This window comes from Roseateles sp. AC306, assembly GCF_979253795.1.
The window spans coordinates 1-14,656 of sequence record NZ_CEEDEB010000022.1 but is presented as its reverse complement, the minus strand read 5'-3'; the positions used below and the strand labels follow the sequence as shown (position 1 = coordinate 14,656).

At 70.0% G+C, this 14,656-nt stretch carries 16 protein-coding genes; 15 read left to right on the top strand and 1 reads right to left on the bottom strand.

Annotation, left to right across the window (positions count from 1 at the left end; all coding sequences use genetic code 11):
- Positions 1–168 precede the first annotated feature (168 nt).
- From AC0IZJ_RS26375 to AC0IZJ_RS26355, 5 genes are all read left to right on the top strand, one after another.
- A complete protein-coding gene (locus AC0IZJ_RS26375; protein WP_471854897.1) occupies positions 169–1,455 on the top strand; it encodes a phospholipase D-like domain-containing protein in 1,287 nt (428 codons plus the stop codon).
- 296 nt (positions 1,456–1,751) lie between these two features.
- Complete coding sequence (locus AC0IZJ_RS26370) at positions 1,752–1,964, top strand: cold-shock protein (RefSeq protein ID WP_348013578.1); 213 nt, start codon at positions 1,752–1,754, stop codon at positions 1,962–1,964.
- A gap of 77 nt (positions 1,965–2,041) precedes the next feature.
- Positions 2,042–2,263 carry a hypothetical protein gene (locus AC0IZJ_RS26365; protein WP_471854895.1) on the top strand — a complete coding sequence of 74 codons (222 nt, stop codon included), beginning with the start codon at positions 2,042–2,044 and terminating at the stop codon, positions 2,261–2,263.
- Positions 2,264–2,351: 88 nt separating this feature from the next.
- Entirely contained in the window at positions 2,352–2,618 is a 267-nt protein-coding gene (infA, locus tag AC0IZJ_RS26360) for a translation initiation factor IF-1 (RefSeq protein WP_457418465.1), read from the top strand.
- A 148-nt stretch (positions 2,619–2,766) separates the two neighbouring features.
- Entirely contained in the window at positions 2,767–3,642 is an 876-nt protein-coding gene (locus tag AC0IZJ_RS26355; RefSeq protein ID WP_471854893.1) for an alpha/beta hydrolase, read from the top strand.
- Here AC0IZJ_RS26355 and AC0IZJ_RS26350 read toward each other — a convergent pair whose 3' ends face one another.
- Complete coding sequence (locus tag AC0IZJ_RS26350; protein ID WP_471854892.1) at positions 3,643–4,749, bottom strand: threonine aldolase family protein; 1,107 nt, start codon at positions 4,747–4,749, stop codon at positions 3,643–3,645. It abuts the gene before it with no gap.
- 133 nt (positions 4,750–4,882) lie between these two features.
- On the opposite strand from AC0IZJ_RS26350, the gene AC0IZJ_RS26345 reads away from it, so the two are divergent.
- The 10 genes from AC0IZJ_RS26345 to AC0IZJ_RS26300 all read left to right on the top strand — a co-directional run bounded on the left by AC0IZJ_RS26345 (position 4,883) and on the right by AC0IZJ_RS26300 (position 14,545).
- A complete protein-coding gene (locus tag AC0IZJ_RS26345; RefSeq protein WP_471854891.1) occupies positions 4,883–5,566 on the top strand; it encodes a DUF3348 family protein in 684 nt (227 codons plus the stop codon).
- Positions 5,566–8,115, top strand: a complete 2,550-nt coding sequence (locus AC0IZJ_RS26340) for a DUF802 domain-containing protein (protein ID WP_471854889.1) — start codon at positions 5,566–5,568, stop codon at positions 8,113–8,115. Before AC0IZJ_RS26345 ends, AC0IZJ_RS26340 begins: the two co-directional genes overlap by 1 nt.
- Positions 8,108–8,773: an OmpA family protein gene (locus AC0IZJ_RS26335; RefSeq protein WP_471854887.1), complete on the top strand. Its 666-nt coding sequence runs from the start codon at positions 8,108–8,110 to the stop codon at positions 8,771–8,773. The genes AC0IZJ_RS26340 and AC0IZJ_RS26335 overlap by 8 nt, the downstream gene beginning before the upstream one ends.
- Complete coding sequence (locus AC0IZJ_RS26330; RefSeq protein WP_471854886.1) at positions 8,773–9,321, top strand: DUF2894 domain-containing protein; 549 nt, start codon at positions 8,773–8,775, stop codon at positions 9,319–9,321. Before AC0IZJ_RS26335 ends, AC0IZJ_RS26330 begins: the two co-directional genes overlap by 1 nt.
- Before the next feature lie 98 nt (positions 9,322–9,419).
- Positions 9,420–10,136 (top strand): hypothetical protein, encoded by a 717-nt coding sequence (locus AC0IZJ_RS26325; RefSeq protein ID WP_471854885.1) that lies wholly within the window; start codon positions 9,420–9,422, stop codon positions 10,134–10,136.
- Between the two features lie 33 nt (positions 10,137–10,169).
- Positions 10,170–10,814, top strand: a complete 645-nt coding sequence (locus AC0IZJ_RS26320; RefSeq protein WP_471854883.1) for a glutathione S-transferase family protein — start codon at positions 10,170–10,172, stop codon at positions 10,812–10,814.
- 29 nt (positions 10,815–10,843) lie between these two features.
- Positions 10,844–11,596, top strand: a complete 753-nt coding sequence (locus AC0IZJ_RS26315; RefSeq protein WP_471854882.1) for a hypothetical protein — start codon at positions 10,844–10,846, stop codon at positions 11,594–11,596.
- 100 nt (positions 11,597–11,696) lie between these two features.
- Positions 11,697–12,629 carry an N-acetylmuramoyl-L-alanine amidase gene (locus AC0IZJ_RS26310; RefSeq protein ID WP_471854880.1) on the top strand — a complete coding sequence of 311 codons (933 nt, stop codon included), beginning with the start codon at positions 11,697–11,699 and terminating at the stop codon, positions 12,627–12,629.
- Positions 12,630–12,638: 9 nt separating this feature from the next.
- A complete protein-coding gene (locus tag AC0IZJ_RS26305) occupies positions 12,639–13,652 on the top strand; it encodes an ABC transporter permease (RefSeq protein WP_471854878.1) in 1,014 nt (337 codons plus the stop codon).
- The gene (locus AC0IZJ_RS26300; RefSeq protein WP_471854876.1) at positions 13,649–14,545 is read left to right on the top strand and encodes an ABC transporter permease subunit; all 897 of its coding nucleotides are present in this window, start codon (positions 13,649–13,651) and stop codon (positions 14,543–14,545) included. Before AC0IZJ_RS26305 ends, AC0IZJ_RS26300 begins: the two co-directional genes overlap by 4 nt.
- Positions 14,546–14,656: the final 111 nt, after the last annotated feature.

Sequence of the window (14,656 nt, the reverse complement as noted above, 5' to 3'; positions counted from 1 at the left end):
CTCCCTGGCCGCCAGCGGATGTGCCGCAGTGGGTTGCGGCCGAGGGCTGCGCGGCGCGGCGCAGCATAAGGGCGAGGCTGCGAGGTCGCGGCACCGACCTACGCCAGCCGGGCCCGGCGCTGCCTACGATGCCTGCGGCCGACTTCGGCACGCGCGCAGGACAACATCATGAAGGCGGCAAAGACTTCCACTTGGGGCGTGATCCTGGCGACGGTCGTGGCGACGTTGCTGGGCGTGCTGCTGTTCCAGAACCTGTCGACCCACGAAACGAAGATCGACCGGAAACTGCCCAAGCTGTACGAAACCGATGACGCCGAATTCAGGCGCGCGCTGGGCTCGTTGCTCGGCCCGCCGCTGGTGGAGGGCAACGAGGTGCAGACGCTGCGCAACGGCGACGAGATCTTTCCGTCCATGCTCGCGGCCATCCGCTCCGCAAAGGCGACGGTGAACTTCGAGACCTATATCTACTGGTCCGGCAGCATCGGCCGGGAGTTCGTCGACGCGCTGACGGAGCGCGCCAAGGCCGGCGTCAAGGTGAACGTGCTGCTGGACTGGGTCGGCAGCATCAAGATGGACCAGGCGATGCTGGACGAGATGAAGGCGGCCGGCGTGGCCTGCGAGCGCTTCCACGAGCCGCGCTGGAAGCATTGGGGCCGACTGAACAACCGCACCCACCGCAAGCTGCTGGTGGTGGACGGCCGCGTCGGCTTCACGGGCGGCGTGGGCATCGCCGACCAGTGGCGCGGCAATGCGCGCAACGAGAACGAGTGGCGGGACACGCACTACCGCGTCGCCGGGCCGGTGGTGGCGCAGATGCAGTCGGTGTTCCTGGACAACTGGATGCGCGCCACGGGCGAGGTGCTGCATGGCGAGGCCTATTTCCCCGCGCTGAAGCCGGTGGGGCCGTACACGGCGCAGATGTTCAGCAGTTCGCCGACTGGCGGCAGCGAGAGCATGCAGCTGATGTACATGCTGTCCATCACGGCCGCGCGCAAGACCATCGCGCTGGCGAACTCCTATTTCGTGCCCGACGACCTGACGATCCAGACGCTGGTGGACGCGGCGCGCCGCGGCGTGAAGATCCGCATACTGACGCCAAGCAGCCACATCGACTCGGAAACCGTGCGCAAGGCCTCGCGCAGCAGCTGGGGCCCGATGCTCGAAGCCGGCATCGAGTTCGCCGAGTACCAGCGGACGATGTTCCATGTGAAGGGCCTGGTGGTGGACGGCATCTTCGCGTCGGTGGGCTCCACCAACTTCGACAACCGCTCGTTCCGCCTCAACGACGAGGCGAACCTGAATGTGCTGAACGCCGATTTCGGCCGCGAGCAGCAAGCCGTGTTCGACGCAGACTGGGCCAAGGCCCGCCGCATCACGCTGCAAGAGTGGCGGCAGCGCCCCTGGTCGGAACGGTTCTGGGAAATGCTGGCCAGGACCTTGCGCACGCAGCTTTGAGCGCCGCTGCCGGGGGCGCTCAAGGCGCGCCACGATGACTTACTACCGGACATGCGGGCCATGCGCAAGGCCCGCTCTGGCGCAAGGTGGCACTTGGCGTGTAAAATCCCCCCATAGATTCGCACAAGACCGTTTTCTCAAGGTCTTATCTGCAGCCCCGCTGGCCATCCCCTGGCCCGTTCTCGCGAGCGGCTCGCTTCAGCAACTCCCGGTGAGTGTTCTTGAGTGTTTCTGTCTCCGCATGGCATGTTGCCGGCGGAGTGTTCTTCCATTCCAAAATCCCAAAAGGAAACACCATGACTACAGAAATCGGCACCGTGAAGTGGTTCGACGACGGCAAGGGCTTCGGCTTCATCACGCCTGACGGCGGCGGCAAGGACCTGTTCGCCCACCACAGCGAAATCAAGAACGCCGGCGGCTTCCGCTCGCTGGCCGAAGGCGCCAAGGTGGAATTCGAGACCAAGCAAGGCCCCAAGGGTCTGCAGGCCTCGAACATCCGCTCGCTTTGAGCAACCCCGGGCGCCACCCGGCGCCCAAACCGTAGCGGCCGCACGCGGCCCGCTGCGGCGCAATCAAGAACAAGAACATGCAGAAGAAGAACAACAATATCGAGGTGGGGCGCTATGTCGTCTCGCCCATGACGCAGGCTCGCAACGACGGCGGCTATGACGCCCTCGTGTCGATCCGGTCCGGCCAGGGTATGGCCAGCGTGGACCGCGTGATGCAATTCACGCCGCACTTTCCCAGCTCGACGGCAGCCTTGCGCTACGCCCGGGCCGAAGGTCTGGCCTGGGCGCATTGCCACTGACCACGCGCGGCCTTGACCGGCCGCAATCGTCGCCGGCACGGCCTCGTGCTCGGCCTCCCGTCTAATTTCTCGCAACGGAGCCCAACACTTGGCCAAAGAAGAACTGATCGAAATGCAGGGCGTTGTCCACGAAGTCCTGCCCGACTCGCGTTTTCGTGTGACGTTGACGAATGGCCATCAGGTCATCGCCTACACCGGCGGCAAGATGCGCAAGCATCACATCCGCATCCTGGCCGGCGACAACGTGTCGCTGGAGATGTCGCCCTATGACCTGAGCAAGGGCCGCATCACCTTCCGCCATCTGGAGCGCCGCTCCGGCCCGCCTCCTGGCGGCGGTGGTTCGGGTCGTAGGTAAGGCCTCGCGGCCTTTCAAGCCCTTCATCCTTCGTTCAGCCCGTTGAACTCAAGCTCATCGGGCCCCCAATCGGTCGCCACGGCATGCCCTGGCGGCCGATTGTCCTTGCGGGTCGCATCCAGCGCGGCCCGGGCGGCGTAGGGCCGTCATGAACCTGCCCAAGCTTGGCCTCGTCCTGCTCGCCGCGGTCGCGCTGGCGAGCGTGCTGGTGGCCTGCGCGCCGGTGAAGGTGCTGAACGCGCTGGCTTCCAGCAACACGCACACGGTGAGCAAGGGCGCGTCCTACGGCCCCGGCGCGCGCCAGCTGGTGGACGTGTACCGCCCGGCCCGCGCCGCGCCGCGTGGCGGCTGGCCGGTCGTGGTGTTCTTCTACGGCGGCTCCTGGAACAAAGGCGAGCGCGCCGACTTCGCCTTCGTCGGCGAGGCGCTGGCCTCGCGCGGCATCCTGACGATGGTGGCCGACTACCGCCTCTATCCCGAGGTGCGCTATCCCGAATTCCTGAAGGACAGCGCCCTGGCACTCGCCTGGGCGCTGACGCACGCCGACCGGCTGGGCGGCAACCCGCAGCGCGTGTTCGTCATGGGCCACAGTGCCGGCGCCTACAACGCCGCCATGCTGGCGCTGGACCCGCGCTGGCTGAAGGCCGCAGGCCGTTCGCCGCGCGAGCTGGCCGGCTTCATCGGCCTGGCCGGGCCGTATGACTTCCTGCCCATCGAGAACCCCGACGCGCAGCCGGTGTTCTTCCACCCCGACTACCCGCCCGGCACCCAGCCGCTGCAGCACGCCAGCCGGGGCGCGCCGCGCAGCTTCCTGGGCGCGGCCGCCACCGACAAGCTGGTGGACCCGCAACGCAACACACAGGCCCTGGCCACCAAGCTGCAATCGCTGGGCGTGCCGGTGACGCTGAAGTTCTACGACCGTGCCAGCCACGTGACGATGATCGGCGCCTTCGGTGCGCCGCTGCGCTGGCTGGCGCCGGTGCTGGAAGACGTGGCGGCCTTCGTCAACGGGCCGCCGGCCTGATCAGGTCGACGCCTGCGCGACCGCCCGCTGCAGCGCGCTGACGGCCTCGGCATCGGCCCAGCCATCTGCCGCGTCGCCGATGACCACCTCGACCATCGCGCCGCCTGCCATGAGGTGCGACGCAGCCGCTCGCGCGCCCAGCCAGAAGCCGTCGCGGCGCGCGACCTCGAGCAGCGCGTCGCGCAGCCGCTCAGGCGCCACGGGCAGGTGCAGCTGGAAGGCGTTGACCTGCGGCACCTCGGGCGCCACCCGCCAGCCGGGCTGGGCGGCCAGCTGCTGTGCCAACGCCCGGGCACGCTCGCGGTAGCCGGGCATGCGCGGCAGCTGCGTGCGCAGGCCGTGCATCGCGCTCAGCACGAAGGGGTGCAGCGTGAAGACATTGCCGGCCAGGCGGGTCTGCCAGGGCGCCACCTGGGCGATGAAGTCATCGCTACCGGCCAGCACGCAGCCGGCCAGGCCGCCCAGGCCCTTGTAGAAGGACACATAGACCGAGTCGGCCAGCGCGGCGATCTCGTGCAAAGGCCGGCCGTATTGGGCCGCCGCCTCCCAGAGCCGGGCGCCGTCGAAGTGCAGCGGCACGCCCACCGTGCGGCACCAGTTGCTGAGGATGACGAGGTCTTCCCACTCGGGAAGCACGTAGCCGCCGCGACGCAGCGGCAGCTCCACAGTGACGACGGCCGGGTGCTCGGGCTCGGCCATCAGGTCCTCGATGTTGGACGGGCGGTCGGTGCCGCCGACGCGCAGCCCGCGCAAGCCCATCAGCTTCTCGAACGCCTCGGCCTCGTCGATCGCGATATGGCTCTGAGGGTGCAGCGCCACCGGGCCGTCGCCCGCGCCGCAGTGCACGCGCAAGGCCGCCAGCTGCGCCGCCACGCCCTTGTGCATGAAGCGCGCGGCCGGCTTGCCCAGCAGCGCGGCCACCTCGGCCTCCAGCGCCTGGAGGGCCGGGCCCTGGCCGTAGACGTCCAGCGGCAGCGCAGCCTCCGGCAGGTCGGCAAGGGCCAGCAGCGACTCGCGCATGGATCGCAGCGGCCGGTGGCCGTTCAGCCAGCGGTCGCAGTGGTTGCGCAGTTCGGTGTCGGCGTCGATAGAGGCGGGAGCGGGCATGCGCGGCGTCATGACTGAGGGGTCGCGGGATTCTGCGCCGGGCGCCGCCGGCGATGCCGAAGGGTCCTGTCGGCCGAGGTTCACTAAACTCTCGCCCTTTTTCCTCGCGCGCCCGCAAGGGCACGGCGCCTCCATGTCAGACACCACGACGCAGCCTTTTGCACCCGAGCCCCTGGCCCGGTTGCTGCTGCAATGGGGCGTGGCGCCGGTGCGCACGGCGCCGGTGGCCGAGCGGCTGGGCGGCTGGCTGGGCTGGGCGGAGGCCATCGGCCTGGCGCAATTGCTGGCCACGGCGCCCACAGCCGAAGACAACACGGCCGCCCGCCACGAGGCGCGGGAATGGGCCGCCGCTGCACTGGACCGCCTGCTGGCCGACCTGACCGCTGCCTTCGACGACGCGCTGCTGGCCTCGGACTCGGCCGAGCCCTCGCCCGAAGGCGTGCCGCTGGCCGACCTGCTGGCGCCCTACCGCCTGCACCACACCCAGCAGCAGCGCAGCATGGCCACCCGCATCGCCACGCTGCGTGAACTGCTGCGGCCCCGGCTGGCCGAGGCCTCCGGCCCGCTGGCGCGCCTGGCGCAGCTGGATGCGGTGTTCGAGCGCGCCGTCGCCGTGCAGGAGCGCCAGGCCCTCACCGGCCTGCCCGCGCTGCTGACGAAACGGGCCGAGGCCCATCACGCCGCCGACCCGCGCCGCTGGCGCCAACGCTTCTGGGCCGACCTGCAACGCGCGCTGCGGGCCGAACTCGACCTCCGATTGCAACCGGTGCAAGGCCTTATGGAATCCCTTGAGGCGCTGAACCCCACTGATCCCTGATGAACCGTTTCCTGAACGCCCTCTACCCCCTCGCCCTGGCCGCCGGCCTGGCGGGCATTGCCGGCGCCGCGCTGGCCGCCGCCCGCCACCACCCGGTGGCACTGGCGATGACGCTGCTGATCGCGGCCTTCTTCGTGCTGGGCGCGCTGGAGTTGCAGGCCTTCCGTCGCGCTGGCCGCGAGCTCGACACGGCGCTGAACGCCGAGCCGACCGATGCCTGGGCTGGCAGCGTGCCGGCTCCGCTGCGCGCCGCCGTGCAGCAGCGTCTGGATGGCCTGCGCGTGGCCCTGCCCGGCCTGGCGCTGGCGCCGGCCCTGGCCGGCCTGCTGGTGCTGCTGGGCATGCTGGGTACCTTCATCGGCCTGGTCATCACGCTGAGCAGCACGGCCAGCGCGCTGGGCCAGACGGCCGACCTCGCCGCGCTGCGCAATGCCCTCGGCGCGCCGGTGCAGGGCCTGGGCCTGGCCTTCAGCGCCAGCGTGGCCGGCGTGACGGGCTCGGCCATGCTGGGCCTGATGGTGGCGCTGGCCCGCCGCGAGCGCGCCGCCGTGGCCGCCCGGCTGGACGTGGCCCTGCTGGGCCGCCTGCGCCCGCTGACGGCGGCGCACCGCCGCGCCGCCGAGCAGCAGGCCGCCGATGCTGCGGCCACTGAAGCCGCACAGCAGAACCAGCTGGAACTCGTCGCCCAGCTGCAGAAGTTCGCTAAAGCGATGGCCGACCAGCTCGCCGCGCAGAACGCGCAATTCCACGGCGAGACGCACAAGGCCTACACCGCGCTGGCCGCCAGCGTGGACGCCACATTGCGAACCAGCTTGGCCGAGAGCGTCGCGCAAGCGGGCGCCGCCATCCAGCCCGCCGCCGAGGCCGCGATGGCCGGCATCGCCCGGGAGGCCGGCGCGCTGCATGAGCGCGTTGGCAAGCAGGTGGGCGAGCAGCTTGCGGCGCTGAGCACGCGCTTCGAGGCCGGCGCCGCGCAGATCGCGCAGCAAGGCGAAGCCGCCGCGCGCGCGCAAGGCGAAGGCCTGGCCCAGCAGCGCGAGGCCGCGCTGCAGCTGATGGCCGACACCGGCGCCGCCACGCAACAGGCCGTCGACCGCCTGGGCGAGCGCTGGGCCAGCCAGGCGCAGGCGCTGCTGGCGGCACAGGCCGAGGCCGACGTCGCCCGCGCCGCCGCGCTGCAGAGCCAGGTGGACGCGCTGGCCGAGCAACGCGCCGCCGCCCAGCAGAGCATTGCCCAGACGGCCGACCGCTTTGCCGCGCAGACGCAAGAGCTGCTGGACCGCTTGGCCGAGGCGCAGGCCCGCCAGCAGGCCGCCCAGGCCGAGCGAGACGCGCAGCGCCGCGCCGAAGCGCTGGCCGAGGCCGAAGCGCTGGCCCGCCAACGCGCCGCCAACGAGCAACTGCTGGCCGCCCAGCGCGAAGCCGCACAACAGTTGCTGGCCGACAGCGCCGCCCGCAGTCAGCAGGCGCAAGCGGAGCTGACCACCGGCTTTGCGGCGCAGACGAAAGACCTGCTCGACCGCATGGCCGACATGCAGACCCGCCACGCGACGCTGCAGGCCGAGTGGGCCGCCCAGCAACGCGAGGAAGCCCGCGCTGAAAGCCTGGCACTCGTGGAGCAACGCGTCGCCAACGAAAAGCTGTTGGCCGCCCAGCGCGAGGCCGCGCAGCAACTGCTGGCCGCGAGTGGCCAGCGCGCGCAGGATGCGTTGGCCGAGCTGACAGGCCGCTTTGCCACGCAGACACAGGCCGCCATCGCCGCGCTGGCCGAGGCGCACGGCCAGCTGCAGTCCGCCCACGCCAGCCACGATGCCGAGCGCCTGGCCGCCTGGCGCAGCGAGCTGCAGGCCGCAGGCGCCGCCCAGCTGGCCCAACAGCAGCAGCTGGCAGACGGCCTGCTGCGCAACACGCGCGATCTCGTCGCCCAGAACGAGGCCCAGGCGCAGACGACGCTGACCGAGGCCGGCGCGCTGCTGAAGGCGGCCGGTGAGGCACCGCGCGCCGCCGTCGAAGTGGTGGCCGCGCTGCGCGAGCAACTGGCGCAGAGCCAGGCCCAGGACCGCGCCGCGCTGGCCGAGCGCGCCGAGCTGATGCAGACCGTGTCGACGCTGCTGGCCTCGCTGCAGCAGGCGGCGGGTGAGCAGCGCGCGGCCATCGACGCGCTGGTCGGCGGCGCGGCGTCCCAGGTCGACGCACTCGTGGGCAGTTCGGCGACCCAGCTCGAAGCCCTGGGCCAGCGCTTCACGGCGCAGGCCGATGCGACCGGCCTGGCGCTCGCCGATGCCGCCACCACCATCGCCGCGAGCGCCGCCGAGATGGGCAGCTTGGGCGAGGGCTTTGGCGCGGCGGTGGAGCAGTTCCAGGGCGCCAACGCGCAACTGGTGCAGCACCTGGCCGCGCTGGAGGAACGCTTGGGCAGTGCGATGACGCGCAGCGACGAGCAACTGGGCTATTACGTGGCGCAGGCGCGCGAAGTGATCGACCTGTGCCTGGGATCGCAAAAAGCCGTGTTGGACGCGCTGCAGACCACGGCGGCTGCAAATGGATGAACAGTTGGAGATGGAGCAGGAGGGCCGCGATGAAGGGATTAGCGCGCCCGCCTGGGCCGCATTCGGCGATCTGATGGCCGGCGTGCTGGGTGCCTTCGTGCTGGTGCTGGCCGCCGCGCTGGTGGGCCAGCTGGACCTGGCCAACAAGCTGGAAGCCGAGGTGGCCCAGCGCCAGGCCGAGCAGGCCCGCCGCGAGGCGCTGGAGCGCGCTCTGGCCGGGCCGCTGGCGGATGGGCGCATCACGCTGGTGGAAGGCCGCATCGGCATCAGCGGCGCGGTGCTGTTCGCCATCGGCTCGGACCAGTTGCACGCCGACGGCCGCGCGCTGATCAGGAGCCTGGCCGTGCCGCTGCGCACCTACCTCGCGCAGCGTGACGAGATCCTGATGGTCAGCGGCTTCACCGATGACCGTGGGCTGATGACTGGCAAGGGCGCGCCGAAGTTTGCGGACAACTGGGAGCTGTCAGCCCAGCGCGCGCTCAACGTGGCTCGCGCGCTGATGGCCGAGGGCCTGCCGCCCGATGCCGTGTTCGCCGCCGCCTTCGGGCCGCAGCAGCCGGTGGCGTCCAACGACGAGGCCTCGGGCCGTGCGCTGAACCGCCGCGTCGAGATCGCACCCACGCCTCGGCCCAGGCGCGCTGCGGCGTCGGCACCGTGATGAACGCCCTCGACGACCCGCAGGCCTGGCTGCAGGCGCAGCCGGCATCCGACCCGGTCAGCCGCCGCGTGCTGGAGGGCCTGGCCCGCCGCGCTGCGCGCCAGCCGCCCGGCGCGTTGCGCGAGCGACTGGTGGCCCGCTTGGTGGAGCGCGCGCAGGCTCATTCATCCGCGCCGGCCACAGCCACAGCTCCAGCATCATCGCCACGCACGCCCGCATCGGCCAGCCCGCTGGCCGAGCTGGTGGCGCGCCTTCAGCCGGGCGCCGGCCCCGAGCTGCGCAACGTGCAACTGCACCGCCGCACCTGGAGCGCGCTGCGCCTCACACGCCGCATGGCCGAGGTCAGCGCGCCGGTGCCCGAGCACCTCGGCCCGCTGAACAGCCAGGTGCTGGTGAGCCGCGCGCTGCAGCAGCTGCAAGGCCTGTCGCCCGACTATCTGCAACGCCTGCTGACTCAGCTCGACACGCTGGCCGCACTGGCGCCGCTGCAGGCAGTTGAAGCCGCAGCCTCAGGCGCACCGAAGCGCGTCACCGCGCGCCGTCGCTAACGGGCTTTCACCATCCGCGGCCGGCACGCCAGCTGCTAGATTGCCTGCGCGCCTTGACCCCGAAACCCTGGGGACGCGCGACGCCACAAGAGGGGTTCATGAGATTGCTGATGACGCTGGCGACGGCCGCGCTGCTGGCTGTGGCGGCGACGCCGTCGTATGCCACCACCTGGGCGCCGAGTCAGGCCACCGACCCGGTATCCAAGGCCCGCATCAGCGTCAGCGAGCCCATGTCCTCGGGCAGCTACATCTACCAGTGGCCGGAGAAGTCAGACCAGGTGTTCTGGCCCCACACCGACAGCAACTGGCTGTGGTTCAACCCCAAGTCGGGCTACATCGCCTTTGGAGGCGACTTCGAGCAATTGACGCCCGCACAGGTCGCCCCGCTAGCGGTCTGGCTGAAAGCCAACTTCGATCGCAAGACGCCATTGAAGTCACGCCTGGCGCGCCTCGGCTGGGCGGAGAAGGTCTACGCCGCACGAGGCATGGACGACGCCTTCTGGGCGCACTTCTATCGGCTGATGGCATTCGAGACCCGCGAGAGCCCGGACGTCAGCCTGGGCTACGTGCGCAAGGCGCTGCCGTTGATCGAGGCCCGGCTGGCCAAAGCAACGGAAGCGGGCCAGCGGCTGGAAAGCCTCTACCTGCTGAGCGAATACAACCGGCGGCTCGGCAAGGACGCTCAAGCGTCTGCCTACCTGGCACAACTGAATGCCTCCGAAGCCAAGGACGATCTGTCGTCGTTCAAAGAATATCTGCTGAGCATCGCGGCCGAGCAGCGCAATCCGCCAGCCGCCCCGCAGTCGCCGAAATAGCTTGCATCTCGCCCCTCCCGACGAAGCCTGGCCATGACGCCCATCCTCTACTTCTCCCGCAACCCCAATCCACGCCTGGCCGTCGCGACGGCAAAGCACCTGAACGCGCCGGTAACCTACGAGTTCGCCGCGCCGCTGGCGCCGGGCGAGGACGAAAAGTTTCGGCCGCTGAACCCCTCGCTGCGCCTGCCCATCCTGGCCGAGGCGGGTGGCTCGCTCTGGGAGGCGGACGCCATCGCCTGCCGGCTGTCGCAGCTCGTCGGCTCGGAGTTCTGGCGCACGGGCGCGGAGCTGCCGGACATGATCCGCTGGGTCAGCTGGGCGCGCGACAACTTCATGCATGCCTGCGACATGGTGCACTTCGAGCGCGGCACCAAGCAGCGCTACCGGCTGGGTGCTCTGGACGAAGCCACCGTGGCGCGCGGCGTCGACCGCTTCCACGCCACGGCCGCCATCCTCGACGCGCACCTGAGCCGCCAGGACTGGCTGCTCGCGAGCGGCCTCTCCTACGCCGACTTCCGCATGGGCGTCTTCCTGCCGTACAACGACGTGGCCCGGCTGCCGCTGGGCGACTACCCCGCCCTGGCCGCGTGGCATGCGCGGTTGATGGCGCTGCCGGCCTGGGCCGACCCGTTCGCAGGGCTGGACGCGCCGGAGCTGCCGCCGATCCCGGCCTGACGGCCTGACACCCGGGCACAACGCAGCGCATGGCTCAAGACGACGCGTCCCCACTCGACCGCATCAGCTTGCAGGACTGGGCGCTGGCCGTCATCGGCGGCGTTTTGACGCTGGGCGGCCTGCTGATCCTTCCCAGGAATTTCAACACCGGCATCGTCACGCTGGTGTTCTTCGGGCTGTGCTTTACGCATGCCGTCAGCGTCATCCTGCGCAAGCGGCGCGCGTTGCGCCAGGTGGCAATGACGGCCTCCGTCACGGGCGGCGTGCCTGTCCGGCAATCCCGTGCGCGCATGGGCTTGCTGACTGGCGCCTTGCTCGCCGTCGGCATCACCCATGTGGCCTTCACATCCAAAGCGATACAGGTCGGGCTGGGCTGGCTGCTGGTGGCCGTGGGCGCGGTGATGCTGCTGGGCCTGGTGTCGGGCCTGCTGTGCACCAGCTACATCCAGTTCGACCCGGCCGCCCTCACCTTCGGCAATCGGCACGGCAAGGCCGTCGTCCCCTGGGGCGCCATCACCGGCCTGGCGCGGGCCGACATGCACAACAACCCCGTCGTGCTGGTGCGCGTCGACCTGGACGCGGTCGAGGTCCAGCCCGCCACGCACAGGCCCCGCTTGCTCAAGCAGATGGGCCGGTCCCGTGGCAGCTTCGGCGCGGACTTCGCCATCATGAGCACGGTCTACGGCATCGACGCGCCCGTGCTGCTGGCCGCATTGCAGCGCTACGCGTCAGAACCCGCCGCGCGGCAGGAGCTGGAGCCGCGGCTGCCGCTCGCCCGTTGACGCCGGCCATCACCTGCACTCATACCCACATCGCCCTCCGACATGCCTGCTGCGGGCTCGTCCGGAGACGGCATCCCAGGTGCGCTGCAACAATCCGGGCATGACGTCGTTCCTCTCCCGCGCTTTCGTGGCCGCCGCAGCCCTGCTGCTGGCCGCCTGCGCCACGCCGCCTGTGCCTGTAGCGCCTCGCGCGCCCGCTCAGGCACCTGGCACCACCGCTGCCCCCGCCGCTCCGTCGCTGGCCGTGCGCGCGCCGCGCATCGACCGCAGCTACACCTCGAAGAACGAGGACAGCCGGGCGCTGTACATCGTGCTGCACTACACCGTGCTGGACTGGGAGAAGTCGCTCAAGGTGCTGACGACCGGCGGCCAGGTGTCGGCCCACTACCTGGTGCGCGACAACCCGGTGGCCAGCTATGCCCTCGTTGACGAGAACCGCCGCGCCTGGCATGCCGGCGCCAGCTTCTGGGCCGGCAATACCAACATCAATTCGGCCTCCATCGGCATCGAGATCGTCAACGCGGGCTACGTGGACGGCCCCGGCGGGCGCGTCTACGCGCCCTTCCCGCAGGCACAGATCGACGAGGTCATCGCGCTGGTGCGCGACATCAAGCAGCGCCATAACGTCAAGCCCGAGCGCATCATCGGCCACGCCGACATCGCCCCCGGCCGCAAGCAGGACCCCGGCCCCACCTTCCCCTGGAAGCAGTTCGCCGATGCCGGCCTCATCCCCTGGCCCGACGGCCCGCTGGTGATGGTCAAGATGCTGGAGCACGAGGTGGCGCCGCGCGACGTGGGCTGGCTGCAGGAGCGGCTGGCGCGCATCGGCTACAACGTGTCGCGCTCGGGGCAGATGGACGTGATGACGAAGGAAGTCGTCGCGACCTTCCAGATGAAGTACCGGCCGCGCGACATCTCCGGCGTGGTCGACGCCGAGACGGCGGCGCTCATCGAGGTGGCGTCCACGCCCAGCGCAATGCGCGTGGCCGGCGCCGCCGAAGGCGAAACCCGCCCCTACACCTCACGCTGGTAAACACAGCGGATGCTCGCCTTCCTGCTCAAACGCCTGGCCACACTGGTGCCGACGCTGATCGGCATCACGCTGGTCGCGTTCGGGCTGATCCGCCTGGTGCCCGGCGACCCCATCGAAGTCATGATGGGCGAGCGCCGGCTGGACCCGGAGGCCCACGCCATGCTCGTCAAGCGCATGGGCCTGGACCAGCCGCTGCCGGTGCAGTACGCGGACTATGTCGGCAAGCTGTTGAAGGGCGACCTGGGCCAGAGCCTGGTGAGCCGCGAGCCGGTCAGCAAGGAGTTCCAGGCACTGTTCCCGGCGACGGTGGAGCTGGCCACCGCGGCGCTGTTGTTCGCGGTCGTCCTTGGGCTGGTGCTCGGCGTCAGCGCGGGCTTGAAGCGCGGCTCGCTGCTGGATCAGGGCGTCATGGGGCTGGCCACGGTGGGCTACTCCATGCCGGTGTTCTGGTGGGGTCTGATCCTCATCATGTTCTTCTCGGTCAACCTCGGTTGGACGCCGGTGTCCGGCCGCATCGGCATCGAGTTCGACCCGGCGCGGGTGACCGGCTTCATGCTCATCGACGCGGCGCTGTCGGACGAAGAAGGCGCGTTCAAATCGGCGCTGATGCATCTGGTGCTGCCGGCCTTGGTGCTGGGCACGAGCACGCTGGCCGTGGTGGCGCGCATGACCCGCTCGTCCATGCTCGAGGTGCTGCGCGAGGACTATGTACGCACGGCCCGCGCCAAGGGCCTGTCGCCGACGCGCGTGGTCGTCGTGCATGCGCTGCGCAACGCGCTGATCCCGGTGCTGACGGTGGTGGGCCTGCAGACCGGGAGCCTGCTGGCCGGCGCGGTACTCACCGAAACCATCTTCTCGTGGCCCGGCATCGGCAAGTGGCTGATCGACTCGATCGGGCGGCGCGACTACCCGGTGGTGCAGGCGGGCATCCTGATCTCGGCGCTGACGTTCATCGGGGTGAACTTGATCGTGGATGTGCTGTATGGCGTGGTGAATCCGCGGATTCGTGGGGGTGGGCATTGAGCGCCGTGCTTGACCGGCCACTAGAGCCGCCCAGCCCGCTGCGCGAGTTCTGGCAGGGCTTCACCGCGAACCACGGCGCCTTCATCGCGCTGATCGTCTTCGCGCTCATCGCGCTGGCCTCGCTGCTCGCACCGCTGATCGCGCCGCATGACCCCATCGAGCAGTACCGCGACTTCATGCTGACGCCACCGGTCTGGGCCGAAGGCGGCAACACGCGCTTCCTGCTCGGCACCGACGAGCTGGGCCGCGACATGCTGAGCCGTTTGCTGCACGGCGGCCGGGTGTCGCTGGGCATCGGCCTGGCGTCCGTGCTGATGTCGCTGCTGCCGGGCGTGCTGCTGGGACTGCTGGCGGCGTTCTTCCAGCGCTTCCTGTCGCCGGCCATCATGCGGGTGATGGACATCGTGCTGGCGCTGCCGGCCCTGCTGCTGGCCATCTGCGTCATCACCATCCTGGGGCCAGGTCTTGTCAACACGGTGATCGCCATTGCGATTGGCGCGCTGCCGGGCTATGTGCGGCTGACGCGCGCGGCGGCGCTGGCCGAGATCGGGCGGGATTACGTGACCGCGAGCCGTGTGGCCGGCGCCGGCGTGTGGCGGCTGATGTTCATCACGGTGCTGCCCAACTGCATGGCGCCATTGATCGTCAATGCGACGTTGTCTTTTTCTTCCGCCATTCTGGAGACGGCAGGGCTCGGCTTCCTCGGTTTGGGCGTCCAGGCGCCGACGCCAGAGTGGGGCACGATGCTGTCGGCGGCGCGGGACTACATCACGCGGGCGTCGTGGGTGGTGACGCTGCCGGGGTTGACGATTTTGGTGACGGTGCTGGCGATCAATCTGATGGGGGATGGGTTGCGGGATGCGCTGGATCCGCGGTTGAAGAAGGTCGCGTGATGGACGCTTCTCGCTGCTTTGGCTTTGTGGCTAAGCCCAGCCGGGATTTCGTCCCGGCAGCCGACTCACTTTTTGCGCCGCCAAAAAGTAAGCAAAAAGCTCTCCCCTGCG

What these genes read in the sequence shown, in the direction of transcription:
- AC0IZJ_RS26305 (WP_471854878.1), top strand. Translation starts at nt 12,639, where the DNA reads ATGCTCGCCTTCCTGCTCAAACGCCTGGCCACACTGGTGCCGACGCTG.
- AC0IZJ_RS26370 (WP_348013578.1), top strand. Translation starts at nt 1,752, where the DNA reads ATGACTACAGAAATCGGCACCGTGAAGTGGTTCGACGACGGCAAGGGC.
- AC0IZJ_RS26375 (WP_471854897.1), top strand. Translation starts at nt 169, where the DNA reads ATGAAGGCGGCAAAGACTTCCACTTGGGGCGTGATCCTGGCGACGGTC.
- AC0IZJ_RS26355 (WP_471854893.1), top strand. Translation starts at nt 2,767, where the DNA reads ATGAACCTGCCCAAGCTTGGCCTCGTCCTGCTCGCCGCGGTCGCGCTG.
- AC0IZJ_RS26335 (WP_471854887.1), top strand. Translation starts at nt 8,108, where the DNA reads ATGGATGAACAGTTGGAGATGGAGCAGGAGGGCCGCGATGAAGGGATT.
- AC0IZJ_RS26310 (WP_471854880.1), top strand. Translation starts at nt 11,697, where the DNA reads ATGACGTCGTTCCTCTCCCGCGCTTTCGTGGCCGCCGCAGCCCTGCTG.
- AC0IZJ_RS26345 (WP_471854891.1), top strand. Translation starts at nt 4,883, where the DNA reads ATGTCAGACACCACGACGCAGCCTTTTGCACCCGAGCCCCTGGCCCGG.
- AC0IZJ_RS26320 (WP_471854883.1), top strand. Translation starts at nt 10,170, where the DNA reads ATGACGCCCATCCTCTACTTCTCCCGCAACCCCAATCCACGCCTGGCC.
- AC0IZJ_RS26340 (WP_471854889.1), top strand. Translation starts at nt 5,566, where the DNA reads ATGAACCGTTTCCTGAACGCCCTCTACCCCCTCGCCCTGGCCGCCGGC.
- AC0IZJ_RS26365 (WP_471854895.1), top strand. Translation starts at nt 2,042, where the DNA reads ATGCAGAAGAAGAACAACAATATCGAGGTGGGGCGCTATGTCGTCTCG.
- AC0IZJ_RS26350 (WP_471854892.1), bottom strand. Translation starts at nt 4,749, where the DNA reads ATGCCCGCTCCCGCCTCTATCGACGCCGACACCGAACTGCGCAACCAC.
- AC0IZJ_RS26315 (WP_471854882.1), top strand. Translation starts at nt 10,844, where the DNA reads ATGGCTCAAGACGACGCGTCCCCACTCGACCGCATCAGCTTGCAGGAC.
- AC0IZJ_RS26330 (WP_471854886.1), top strand. Translation starts at nt 8,773, where the DNA reads ATGAACGCCCTCGACGACCCGCAGGCCTGGCTGCAGGCGCAGCCGGCA.
- AC0IZJ_RS26325 (WP_471854885.1), top strand. Translation starts at nt 9,420, where the DNA reads ATGAGATTGCTGATGACGCTGGCGACGGCCGCGCTGCTGGCTGTGGCG.